This is a genomic window from Actinomyces sp. MRS3W (assembly GCF_032465695.1).
Taxonomy (GTDB): Bacteria; Actinomycetota; Actinomycetes; order Actinomycetales; family Actinomycetaceae; genus Actinomyces.
The window spans coordinates 1-12,059 of sequence record NZ_JAWDJJ010000106.1 but is presented as its reverse complement, the minus strand read 5'-3'; the positions used below and the strand labels follow the sequence as shown (position 1 = coordinate 12,059).

Below are 12,059 nucleotides of genomic sequence, written 5' to 3'. Positions count from 1 at the left end.
GGTGTCGAACCGTCGGGTTACGTGCCGAAGCGTCCACCCGAAGGTACGAACCGTCAGCTCTAGTGCCGAACCGTCAGAGCCCCCGACAGCACTCCCTGACACCACCCGGCGGCTCGACAACCACGAGGGGGGGCCACCGGCGCAGTCCTTCTCCCCCGGTCCACGGCCCCCACCCGCCGGCTCGGCCACAAGACACCAGCTCACCCCTCAGGTGTCAAGGCGGGGACTGTGCAGGCGCACCGCGTCGAGCGCTGACCGAGACACCACTCCAGGGCACGAGCGAGCATGCATGCAGGACGGGAGCAGCACCCGAGCCCAGGCACGTCATTAGTGCCGGTCTCGGCACGTCACAAGTGCCGGTCTCGGCACGTCACAAGTGCCGGTTTCGGTGAAGAGGTGCGGCTGTTCCACACCTCGGAAATCAATCGTCTTGGGGCAGGCGCAGGGTACGGGCCATGTCCTGGTGCCAGATGCCGGCGTCGAGGTAACGCCGCCCGGTCATCACCCGGTAGCCGCATCGCTGGTAGAAGCCCAGGGCCTGTTCCTGAGCCGCCAGCACCACGGTGACGTCGGTGGCCCCCGCACCGAGCACCGCAACGTGAGCCAGGGCGGCCTCCTCAATGGCTGCGACTAGGCGCGCACCCAGTCCGGTGCCACGGGCGCTCCGGCGTACAGCAAGGCGACCGAGATGCACCTGTCCGGGGTGGTCAGGCGCCAAGAGAAGGCGTCCGGCTCCCAGCGGGGTCCCGTCAGCGCCGGAAGCCAGCACGTGGATAGTGGTGGCTTCGAAGTCGCGGGCATCAATCTCCAGGACAAATGGAACGTCCTGCTCGCCTACGAAGACTTCCAAGCGCACATCGGTTACGCCGCGACGCAGGGCGTCCAGACGGGGATCGGCGTCGTCGCCCCGGGCGGTGGCAAAACCGATCGGCTCGACGACAGCCTGCAGGGGCGCAATATGCAAAATCGGACCGTTCGTCGGCCGCGGCTTTTGGAGCATGACTCACCTCCGGACGTGAGAACCAGCCTCATCAGATAATAAGTGCCGGCCCCGATCGGCTGTGCCGGTCTCGCGCGAGGGCGGATTAGGGCAGACGCAGGACGTCCAGGGCGTGGACCAGATCCGCGGGATACTCGGAGCGGAAAGTCATCCGCTCCCCGGTGAGCGGATGGTTGATGCTCAACTCCGTGGCATGCAGCCACTGGCGTGCGAGCCCGGTCTGCTCGCTCAGTGCAGGATCGGCACCGTAGGTGGCATCCCCCACGCACGGGTGGCCGACGGCGGCCATGTGGACGCGGATCTGATGGGTGCGTCCGGTCTCCAAGTGGACCTCAACCAGGCAGGCACGCGGCATGACCTCGATGACGTCGTAGTGGGTGATCGACTCGCGGCCGCCGTCAATAATCGCCATTTTCCATTCGCGTCCCGGATGACGACCGATGGGCGCATCAATGGTGCCCGAGGACGGGTCCAAGTGCCCCTGCACCAGTGCGTGGTAGACCTTGTCCACTGTATGTTCCCGGAAGGCACGCTTGAGAACCGAGTACGCCCGCTCGCCTTTGGCCACAATCATGACGCCAGAGGTTCCCACGTCCAGCCGGGAGACAATGCCCTGGCGTTCAGCGGCGCCGGAGGTCGCCACCCGCACGTGCATGGCCTTGAGCGCGCCGAGCACATCCGGCCCCTCCCAGCCGACGGAGGGGTGCGCGGCAACGCCCGCAGGCTTGTCGACGACGACGATGTCGTCGTCCTCGTACAGCAGCGCCAACCCGGCCACTGGTGTGGCCACCGGTTCCGCCGGACGCGGGTCGGGCAGATCAACCTCGATCATGGCACCCGTCTCTAAGCGGGCGGACTTGTCGACGTCGACGCCATCGAGGCGGACTCGGCCCTCGGTGCACATGGTTCCTACCCGGGAGCGGGACAGGCCCGTCATACGGGCGAGCGCAACATCAATGCGTTGCCCGACCAATCCATCCGGCACAGGCAGCCACCGCACGCTCATGCCGCGGGCTCCGCGTGCCGTCCCTTGCCCTCGCCGACGTGCGTACCGTCAATCTCCCGACCGCGCACAGACAACACCATGATGATGACGGCGGCGCACACGATGGCTATGTCAGCAACATTCCCCACGAACGCACCGCCGTAATCGATGAAGTCAATGACGTGTCCCCGCAGGAAACCGGGAGCGCGCATCAGCCGGTCGATGAGGTTGCCGACCGCGCCACCGAGCACCAGCCCGAGTGCTACCGCCCACCACATCGAGCCCAGCCGCCGTGAGACCCGGATGACCACCACCGTCACCGCAATCGCGATGAGGGCAAAGATCCAGGTCTGACCGGTGGCGAAGGAAAAAGCGGCGCCGGGGTTGCGTATCAGCACGAAGCTGAGCCAGTCGCCTAGCAGCTGCACGCGGTGCCCGTCAGACAGCGCGGCGACGGCCCACACCTTGGTCAGCTGATCAACTCCAACCACCCCCAGTGCGAGCGCCCACAGGACGATGAGGAAACGCCGCGGCTTTACCTCACCGGCATCGCGGCGCCGCGGGGCCGACGACGTCGCCGCTGCGTCCGTCGTCGCGGGTTGCAGGGGGGTGGGGCTTTCGCTGGAATCGCTCATGATCCTTCGCATGTTTGTACCGGGTAGCGCCGCCGGGCAGGTACTAGACACAGGCTTCGGGGGCGGCGACCCAGCGGGTCGCCGCCCCCGAAGGGTAGTTGAATCTGGGCAGGCGCCGCGTCATTCGCCACGCCCGCCGGCTCACGCTCCGCCTCAGAGGCTCGGCGTGTCAGCTTCGTTGCCGTCCTCGACGGTGGTGAGGAGGTTCTGCAGGTAGCTCTTGAGCCGGGTCCGGTAGTCGGACTCGAAGCGGCGCAGCTCGTCGATCTTGTGCTCCAGGCCGGAGCGTTCCTTCTCCAGCTGGGCGAGGGTGCGGTTGCGCTGGTCCTCGGCCTCGCGGACGACCTGCTCGCCCGTCGCACGCGCCTCGGCGACAATCCGCTCGCCCTCGGCCTTGCCGTTGGCGACGTGCTCGTCGTGCAGGCGCTGAGCCAGCTCGAGCATGCCGGAGGCGGCGGCCGGTTCCTGAGACTCCGCAACCGCAGCGGCGGGCTCCGGTGCCACAACGGGCTCCACCACGGTGGTCTCCTGCGCGGCAGCCGACGCGGGCTGAGCGCCCTCCCCCAGCTCCGCCACGCGGGCGTTCGCGGCCTCGAGCTTCGCCTTGAGGTCGGCGTTCTCGGCCTCGAGCTGGCGCATGGCCTCGACGACCTCGTCAAGGAACTCGTCGACCTCGTCCTGCTCGTATCCCTCGCGGAACTTGGTTGCCTGGAACTTCTTATTGAGGACGTCGTCTGCGGTTAGCAGCGTCATAGTCGTCACCTCGGTGTCGTTACGGAAGATGCCACGAGCACCGGATAACCGGCGACTCATGCTGACAGGTTACCTGAACTTCAGGATCAGGCCATATTGAGAGGGGCATGTCACGCACACAACGTCACACTAGCGTTACACAGCGGCCCTTATATCACGCTACCATGACATCACCACGACCGTTGTGTCTTCGCTGTGATGATGTCGTGTTTCTCAGTGCGCTCGCCAGCGGATGTCAGACCAGCAGCAGGAGCAGGCGCTGGACAATGATGATCCCGAACCAGAGGACGAGGAAGCTGAGATCGATTCCAACCGCCCCCATACGCACCAAGGGCACGAAGCGGCGGATCTGACGCAGGGGCGGATCCGTCAGCCCGTACACCACATTGGCCAGAACCAGCACCACGCCGGTCGGCCGCCAGCTCCGGGAAAACATCTGGATCCAGTCCAGCACCACCCGGATGAGCAAGATGAGTACGTACAGGTTGAGCAGGCTCGACAGAATCGAGACCAGTGAGGCCATGAGCACTGCGAGAGGCCTGCTCAGCTCTGGTTGAAGAAGCGGCCGCGAGCGTCTTCAGCACCCTCACCGTCGTCGATCTCAACTGACGCGGGCGTGAGTAGGAACACACGCGGCGTGACCCGCTCAATCGCGCCATGCAGGCCGAATACCAGGCCGGCCGAGAAGTCGACCATGCGCCGGGCGTCGGACTCGCTCATATTCGTGAGGTTGACAATGACCGGCACACCATCACGGAAGGACTCTCCGATGACGCGAGCCTCGTTGTACGTGGAGGGGTGCACCGTGACAATGCGACGCAGATCGGGAGAGTCCACCGGCGCGGGAGTCTCCTCGAAGGGAGCCTCGTAGACATTGCCGGTGGTTTCGTGGCCGGTGAAGTCCTCGTTGTAGTCGTCGGCGAAGTCGGCATCCGCGGTCTCAGAGACCTCGTCGTAGCCGGTATCTGCGGGCTCGGAGTAGCCGAGGAAGTTGGTCATCTTGCGCAGCGCGCTCATGAGTTGCTCCTTGTCCGTCCGGTCCCTGCGATCCGGACGTGGTTGACGGTATCGGGCCGAGGCGGCAGCTGCCCTCATTCGTCGCGGCGTGTCCCCCCGGAAGTCGCCGCTACATTCCCGATCCGGCCGCGACGGCGATTCCGGCCTGACGGCCAGTGACACCGCAACGCCGGTAGGAGTACAGCTCTTCGTCCTCATAGGTGCACCGGCCGATCCGGCTCACGTGATGCACTCCGGCGCGTTCGAGCTGGGCGGTAATGCCGGCGACGAGGTCGATGCCGGGGGTGCCCCAGCGTGTGGTGGTGGCGCAGGCGGGTTCGGTCTGCGCAGCCAGGGCGTGCAGCTCGGCAGAGACCTCATAGCAGGCGCCACAGATGGTGGGGCCGATGACGGCGTGAATGCCGGCCGGCTCCACACCGACAGCGCTCAAGGCAGCGATGGCAGCCGGAATAATGCCGGACAGTGTGCCTGCACGTCCGGCATGCACCGCCGCCACCATCGTGCCGTCGGCGGAGGCGAGCAGCACCGGGGCGCAATCGGCCACAAGCACGGCGGCGGCCGCCGGAACCTGCGTGACATGGCCGGCCTCGCGCGTGTTGAGCAGGAGCGCGTCGGCAGTGGGCGTGGTCTCAAGGGCCGCCGGGGCGATGCGGGCGGAGTGAACCTGGTTCATCCAGGCAATGCCCCTCCGCCGCCCCGCGGGCGCTCCGAGGCCGAGCACCTGTTCTAGCGCAGCCCGGTGTGCTCGAACGCGGTCGGGCTCATCGCCGACGTGCAGGGCGAGGTTGAAACCCGCGTACGGGTCGCCCTGCACGACGGGCTTCGACGCCATGGAGCGGGTGGTGAAGTACCCGCGGGCGCCAACGCCCAGTTCGACGGCGATGAGCCCAGCTGTGTGCTCGGCCACCAGTCAGCGCAGGAAGTCGGGCAGGTCGATGTCGTCCTTGTCGGCGTCGACACCGATGACCCGCGGAACCGTCAGCTCCGGCTCGGCCTCCGGCAGGGTGTCGTCGACATACGTCGGCACCTCGGCCGTGGTGGGGGCAGTCACCGTCGGCACCGGACGGGTGATCGGGTTCTCGGCGGCATGTGCACCGCCGCGCGCCGGCGTCGGTTCTGCCGTCCGGGCCGGCGCGGCGGTGGCCGCCGCCCGCGACAGCGCCGCATCGGAGGCGGAGTCGGGAACGGGCTCCTCGTCGAATCCGGCCGCGATGACGGTGACACGCACCTCGTCCCCGAGGGCGCCGTCGACCACGTTGCCGAAGATGATGTTGGCCTCGGGGTGCACGGCCTCGCGCACCAGGTTGGCGGCCTCGGAGATCTCGAACAGGCCCAGGTCGCTTCCGCCCTGGAAGAAGAGCAGCACACCGTGGGCGCCGTCGATCGAGGATTCCAGCAGCGGAGAAGCGATGGCCTGCTCGGTGGCGGTGAGAGCACGGTCCTCCCCCGTTGCGGAGCCGATGCCCATGAGGGCGCTGCCGGCATCCTGCATCACCGACTTGACGTCGTTGAAGTCAACGTTGATGAGGCCCGGGGTGGTGATGAGCTCGGTAATGCCCTGGACACCTTGCAGCAGCACCTGGTCGGCCTGCTTGAAGGCGTCGACGACGCTGATGTTGCGGTCGGCGATCTGCAGTAGCCGGTCGTTGGGGATGACGATGAGGGTGTCCACCTCGGCACGCAGGTTGGTTACGCCGTCCTCGGCCTGGGTGGCGCGGCGGCGTCCCTCGAAGGCGAAGGGGCGGGTCACCACGCCGATGGTGAGCGCCCCGAGGGAGCGGGCCACCTTGGCGACGACGGGTGCGGCACCGGTTCCAGTGCCGCCGCCCTCACCGGCGGTGACAAAGACCATGTCGGCGCCTTCGAGGGCCTCCTGGATGTCGTCCTGGTGGTCCTCAGCCGCCTTGCGTCCGATGGTCGGGTCGGCACCGGCTCCCAGCCCGCGGGTCAGATTACGCCCGACGTCGAGCTTGGTGTCGGCGTCGGACATCAGTAGCGCTTGAGCGTCGGTGTTGACGGCAATGAACTCGACGCCGCGCAGGCCGGCCTCGATCATCCGGTTGACGGCGTTGACGCCGCCGCCGCCGACGCCCACCACCTTGATGACTGCTTGATAGTGCTGCGATTCCGCCACTGTCTGCCTCCGCGATTCCGTGCCGAGCCCCGTGGGACTCCCCTCAACCTTCAACCTGAAGTCGAGGTCTATACTTATGTCATTCTTCCGATGACGTGCCCAACGCTATGGGTCCCCCAGCCGCCTCCCAAGCATTTTGGTTCGGCGTGTCAGGAGGTGGTTGGAGCATGCGGGCTGGATACGTCGTAGGTCTGCGCCTCCTGCCCGAGCAGCACCTTGAGCACCTCCGCCTTCAGCGCGCTGTCTGTGGCATCCCCCCACACCACGGTGGCGCCGCTGGCGAGCGTCAAAGTCACCTGTCCGGTGCCTGAGACACTGCCCTCGCTCACCTGCGCACGCACGTCGGCATCCAGGCTGCCGATCGCCTCGGTGAGAGCCGATACCTGCGCCTCGGATAGTTCCTGGCCGGATTCCGCCTTGATGACGGCCAGGCCCTCGGGCGCCTGCGTGCGCGTTTCCAGGACCACCGCTTCGCCGTCGAGCACCTCGTAGCCGTCAGTAACCTGGCGGACCGCCACCGGCACGCGCATGGTGAGGGTGACCGCCAGGCCGTGCGGCCAGGAGCGTGTCACCGCCGCCGACTGCACCCGGATCAGGGAGTCGGCCACCTCATCCCCCAGGGCGGCAACATCAAGGCGCAGCAGGGACTGGCCAGCGTGGTCGGCCAGCGTCTCCTGCACCGCCTGCGCATCCACGGTGCCATCGGAGCCGGAGATGGTGATGTCCGCGGTGCGCAGCTCGAGCAAGGGCGAGAACAGCGCCGCCCACACGAGCAGGATCACCGCGCCCACGGCGCCGGTCAGCGCCAGGAGGCGGCCGCGGCGCAGTCGGCGGCGGGCGCGACGGCGTTCATCCAGTCGGTCGGTCAGCCCGGTGGAGACAACCCGATCGCGATGGCCGGCCCGGGCGGGCAGCGCTCCGGTCGCCGGCTCATATTCGAATTCCGTGATGACGGCGCCCGCATGAGGGGACGCCGCAGTTGCGGTCTCGTCCTCGTCGCGAGTCGTCGGGCGCTCGGCATCCGGAACGGTGGCATAGTCCTCGTTCTCGGGTTCGCCGGTGTGACGGGGGCGGGGCGGGCTCGGCTTCCTCATCGTGGCGTATCCGTGGCCCCGCGCTCGGCGAGCGCCTCGAGAATGACGGCACCGAGGCGGGTCACGTCGCCGGCGCCGATGGTCAGGATGAGGTCCCCGGGCCGGGCATCGGCGGCGGCAGCGAGGGCTGCCGCGTGGGCGTCGGCGATGTAGCGGGCGTGGGCCGGTATCTGGTCGGTGATGCACTGCCCGGTCACGTCGGGGAAGTCCTCCTGACGCTCACGGGCGGGGTAGATCGCGGTGACGATCGTCTGGTCGGCACCGGCGAGGGCCGCACCGAAGCGGTCGGCGAAGTTGCGGGTGCGGGAGAACAGGTGCGGCTGGAACAGGGCGATGACGCGCCCGCCGCGAGCGTCGGCGACCTCGCGGGCGGCCGCCAGCAGAGCCACGATCTCGGTGGGGTGGTGGGCGTAGTCATCAATGACGCGCACGCCGCCCACCTCGCCCCGCGCCTCGAAGCGACGGCCGGTGCCAGCAAAACTGCCCAGTGCCTGGGCCATGGCCTCCGGCTCGACGCCGAGCTCGAGTCCGGCGGCCCAGGCACCGGCGGCGTCCAGAGCCACATGATCGCCGGGGAGGGACAGCTCCAATGCCACCGGCCCGAGCAATTCACAGTTCTCCGGCCGCACCGGACGGGAGCCGCCCTCATCCGTCTGCCGCCAGCGGGTCAGACGGGCACTGGTACCAGTGGCGCGCCGGTCGAGGATCTCGACCTGCACGTGGGCGTCGCCGACAAGACCGCCATCCTCGCGCAGCTGTGGGCTGCAAGTGCCATACGTGGTCACCGCCGTGCCCCGGGCGGCCGCAGCATGTGCCAGGCGCAGGGCACCGGCGTCGTCGGCGCAGACGATGAGCCTGCCTCCCGGACGCAGCCTCGCGGTGAAGTCGACGAAGGCCTGTGCGAATGCCGCAGCGGTGCCGTAGTTGTCCAGATGATCGGGTTCGATGTTGGTGACGATCTCGAGGGCGGGCTCGTAGTTGAGGAAAGAGCGGTCGGACTCGTCGGCCTCGGCAACGAAGGCGGGTCCGGCGCCCACCCGGGCACCGGTATTGAGGGAGCGCACCACTCCCCCGATGGCGAAGGAGGGGTCCTGGCCGACGGCGGTGAGCGCGTGAGCGAGCATGCCGGAGGTGGTCGTCTTGCCGTGGGCGCCGGCGACGGCAACGAAGTCGCGTCCGCGCGCGGCCAGCGCCAGGGCCTCGGAACGGTGCATCACCGGCTGCCCGCGCCGACGGGCCGCACGCAGCTCTGGGTTGGTGTCTTTAATCGCGGTGGATACCACGACGGTGGCGTCGGCCGGAACGTTGGCGGCGTCGTGGCCGAGGTGCACCGTCAGGCCCATCTCACGCAGTCGGTCGAAGGCGTCACCGCCGCCGGCATCCGAGCCGGTGACGACCGCGCCTCGCTCAGCCAGAATCTCCGCAACCACGCTCATGCCGGCACCGCCAATGCCGATGAGGTGGAAGGCGCGGCCGGCCAGATCGTCCGCCGGGGGGATGGAGGTACGGTCCGGGGTCATCGGTTCTGCTCCTCATCGGTGGATCCGGGATGGTCCTTGCCGGAGCCGGCTGGCGGCGCAGCCGGGCGCGCAACCTCGCGAATGAGTTGAGCCAGACGCTCGGCACCGTCCCGCACCCCGGTGGAGGCCGCCGCCTGGGCCACCCGCTCGCGTCTGGCGGAGTCGGTGAGCAGGTCGGTGAAGGCGAGGACGTCCTGTGCCCTGAGGTCGGCGTCGTCCACCAGCTGGCCACCACCGGCCGCCACGCAGTCGGCGGCGTTGAGACGCTGCTCGCCGTTGCCGATGGGCAGCGGGACATACAGAGCCGGCAGGCCGAGTGCGGTCAGCTCGGCGACGGTACCCGCGCCGGAGCGACAGATAACGCCGTCGGCGCAAGCGTAGGCCTGCTCCATCGCGGTGAGGTAGTCCAGCACGTGGTAGCGCGTTGCCGCATCCCCCGCCTGGGCCACCGCAGCGCGGACGGGCGCGTCCTTGCCGCGTCCGGTCAGGTGGAGGACCTGCAGGCCCTCGGGTAGCTCGCCGATGCAGGTGCACATGACCTCGTTGAGATGTTGCGCCCCCAGCGAGCCGCCGGTCACCAGGAGGGTTGGAGCGTTCGGGTCCAGGCCCAAGGCGTCGGCTCCGGCGCGGCGGGTAGCGGCGGCATCGGCGCGCAGCCGATCCACCAAGCCGGAGATCGCCGGGCGCAGCGGCAGGCCGGTGATGTCGGTGCGGCCGTGGGAGGCGGCCAGCGGTGTTGAGGCGAAGGTCAGGGCGACTGCGGCGGCCCAGCGGGCGCCGAGCCGGTTGGCCAACCCCGGACGCGCATTCTGTTCGTGAATCACCACCGGGATGTCGGCACTGCGGGCGGCCAGGTAGGCGGGAGTGGAGACGAATCCACCGAAGCCGACCACGACGTCGGCACCGACACGTTCAATAGCAGCTCGCGCCGCGGCGACGGCTTTGCGCAGACGGCGGGGCAGTAGCAGCAGGTCACCGGTGGGGCGGCGGGGCATGGGCACACGCGGGACGTAGGCCAGCTCGTAGCCGGCCTCGGGGACGAGCCGCTGTTCCAGGCCCTCGGCGGTGCCCAGCACCAGGATGCGCGTATCCGGGTCGCCTCCGGTGGCGCCGTCGCGCAATGCCGCGGCCGTAGCCAGCAGTGGGTTGACATGGCCGGCGGTGCCGCCGCCCGCCAAAAGTACGCGCAGCGGCCGGGCTCCGCGCGCGGCAGCATCCGGAATGGGGGTCTCAGACACGTTTCCTCCTGCGAGGTGCAATGACGGCCAGGGTACGGCGTACGGCCCCGGTGCGGGAGCGCAGTGCCTCGGGCGCGCCGGGCTCGTTGCGGGCGAAGGCGAGCAGCACTCCCAGTGCCAGCAGCACCGACACCAGTGCGGAGCCGCCGGCACTGACCAGGGGCAGGGGGACGCCCAGCACGGGTAGCAGCCCCACCACGACGCTCATGTTGATGAGGGCCTGTCCGACGATCCAGGTCATGATGCCGCCGGTGACCACCGAGATGTACAGGGAGTCGCAGCGCCGGATGATGCGTATGCAGCACCAGGCAATGACCCCGAACAGGATGATGACGGACAGGGCGCCGACAAGTCCGAACTCCTCGCCAAGGACGGCGAAGATGTAGTCGGAGTCGGCCTGCGTGAGGTAGCCCCACTTCTGGCGGGAGGAGCCGGGGCCCACACCCCACCAGCCACCGGTGCCCAACGCATAGCGCCCGTGCAACGGCTGGTAGCCGACGTCGAGCGGGTCGTAGCGGTCTGGGTGCAGCCAAGCCAGGATACGGGCACGGCGGTTGGCCGACAGCATCGAGGCAGCCGCGAAGGCAACCAGGCCGAGCAAGCCCAGGCTGGCGAACCAGCGCCAGCCGAGCCCGCCCAGCCACAGGGCTCCGGCCACGAGCAGGGTCAGCACAATGACCGTGCCAAGATCGCCGCCGGCCATGACCAGGCCGATGCCCACTCCGGCAGGCAGCAGGATCCAGCCGGCGAAGCGGGCGAACTTGCGCCACGTGTCCACGCCACCCAGGAACGCGTCCCGGCGCTTGGAGACCATGGCGCCCAGGTACAGGCACAGCCCCAGCTTGATGAACTCTGACGGCTGGGCAGTGCCCAGGCCGGCGGGCAGCCGGATCCAGTTGCGGTTGCCGTATACGTCAATGCCGATGCCGGGGACGAAGACGAGCAGTTGCAGGGCGAAGGCGGCCAGGAGCACCAGCCAGGCGAAGCGTTTGAGCCCCCACAGCGGCAGCCGCGAAATGCCGACCATGCCCAGGATCCCGGCGACGGCGAACACGAGGTACTTGGAGAAGCTGGTGAAGGCATTGCCGCCTTCGGCGGCGGTGGTGACCGACTGGACCGAGAAGACCATGATGAGTCCGAAGGTGAGCAGCGCCAGCGTGGTGATGAGCAGTGCGTAATAGGTGAGCGTGCTGCGTTCGCCGGCCACGGGGCCGTCAGGTCCGGTCAGCCGGCGCCACCAGGTGGCTTGGCCGCGACGTCGTGAGGTGCCCGCGCCGGGCGATTCGGTGCGGGTGGCGTCCCCATCCGCCGTAGCCGAGCGGGTCTGCTTGGACTTGCCCGAGGCCATGTCAGCTCCCGTCTCCGGGGGCGTGCGCGGCGGCTTCGCGTGCCGCCGCGGCGAATAAGTCTCCGCGCTGTGCATAGGAGGTGAACTGGTCCCAGGAGGCGCAGGCGGGGGCGAGCATGACGGTGTCGCCCGGGCGAGCCATGGCGGCGGCCGCCGCGACCGCGGCCTCGGTGACGGCGTCGGGATCGCCGTCGGCGATGGCGCTGACCGGCACGTCGGCCGCCTCCCGGGCGAGCGCGTCCCGAATGGAGGTCTGATCCTTGCCGATGACGACGACGCCGCGCAGGTGCGGGCGGACGGCACGCACCAGGTCGAAGAAGGCGGCGCCCTTGGTG

Annotated in this window: 12 protein-coding genes and 1 pseudogene; all 13 read right to left on the bottom strand. The window is 68.7% G+C overall.

Annotated features, from left to right (window positions below):
• Positions 1-421: 421 nt before the first annotated feature.
• Positions 422-1,000 (bottom strand): GNAT family N-acetyltransferase, encoded by a 579-nt coding sequence (locus tag RWX45_RS03485; protein ID WP_316022389.1) that lies wholly within the window; start codon positions 998-1,000, stop codon positions 422-424.
• Positions 1,001-1,085: 85 nt separating this feature from the next.
• A complete protein-coding gene (locus RWX45_RS03480) occupies positions 1,086-2,006 on the bottom strand; it encodes an RluA family pseudouridine synthase (RefSeq protein ID WP_316022388.1) in 921 nt (306 codons plus the stop codon).
• Positions 2,003-2,620 (bottom strand): signal peptidase II, encoded by a 618-nt coding sequence (lspA, locus tag RWX45_RS03475; protein WP_316022387.1) that lies wholly within the window; start codon positions 2,618-2,620, stop codon positions 2,003-2,005. Before lspA ends, RWX45_RS03480 begins: the two co-directional genes overlap by 4 nt.
• Positions 2,621-2,773: 153 nt before the next feature.
• Entirely contained in the window at positions 2,774-3,373 is a 600-nt protein-coding gene (locus RWX45_RS03470) for a DivIVA domain-containing protein (protein WP_316022386.1), read from the bottom strand.
• A 235-nt stretch (positions 3,374-3,608) separates the two neighbouring features.
• Positions 3,609-3,896: a YggT family protein gene (locus RWX45_RS03465; protein ID WP_316022385.1), complete on the bottom strand. Its 288-nt coding sequence runs from the start codon at positions 3,894-3,896 to the stop codon at positions 3,609-3,611.
• A 20-nt stretch (positions 3,897-3,916) separates the two neighbouring features.
• Positions 3,917-4,390, bottom strand: coding sequence for a cell division protein SepF (locus tag RWX45_RS03460; protein WP_316022384.1), 474 nt, complete (start codon positions 4,388-4,390; stop codon positions 3,917-3,919).
• 109 nt (positions 4,391-4,499) lie between these two features.
• Positions 4,500-5,297, bottom strand: coding sequence for a polyphenol oxidase family protein (locus tag RWX45_RS03455; protein ID WP_316022383.1), 798 nt, complete (start codon positions 5,295-5,297; stop codon positions 4,500-4,502).
• Positions 5,298-5,300: 3 nt separating this feature from the next.
• Entirely contained in the window at positions 5,301-6,524 is a 1,224-nt protein-coding gene (ftsZ, locus tag RWX45_RS03450) for a cell division protein FtsZ (protein WP_316022382.1), read from the bottom strand.
• 149 nt (positions 6,525-6,673) lie between these two features.
• Positions 6,674-7,618 carry a cell division protein FtsQ/DivIB gene (locus tag RWX45_RS03445; protein WP_316022381.1) on the bottom strand — a complete coding sequence of 315 codons (945 nt, stop codon included), beginning with the start codon at positions 7,616-7,618 and terminating at the stop codon, positions 6,674-6,676.
• Entirely contained in the window at positions 7,615-9,138 is a 1,524-nt protein-coding gene (gene murC, locus RWX45_RS03440; RefSeq protein WP_316022380.1) for a UDP-N-acetylmuramate--L-alanine ligase, read from the bottom strand. The genes RWX45_RS03445 and murC overlap by 4 nt, the downstream gene beginning before the upstream one ends.
• On the bottom strand, positions 9,135-10,376 hold the full coding sequence (gene murG, locus RWX45_RS03435; protein ID WP_316022379.1) for an undecaprenyldiphospho-muramoylpentapeptide beta-N-acetylglucosaminyltransferase: 1,242 nt from the start codon (positions 10,374-10,376) through the stop codon (positions 9,135-9,137). The genes murC and murG overlap by 4 nt, the downstream gene beginning before the upstream one ends.
• Positions 10,369-11,724 carry a putative peptidoglycan glycosyltransferase FtsW gene (locus tag RWX45_RS03430; protein WP_316022378.1) on the bottom strand — a complete coding sequence of 452 codons (1,356 nt, stop codon included), beginning with the start codon at positions 11,722-11,724 and terminating at the stop codon, positions 10,369-10,371. The genes murG and RWX45_RS03430 overlap by 8 nt, the downstream gene beginning before the upstream one ends.
• A gap of 1 nt (position 11,725) precedes the next feature.
• A pseudogene (gene murD, locus RWX45_RS03425) lies at positions 11,726-12,059 on the bottom strand (UDP-N-acetylmuramoyl-L-alanine--D-glutamate ligase); the annotation flags it as partial.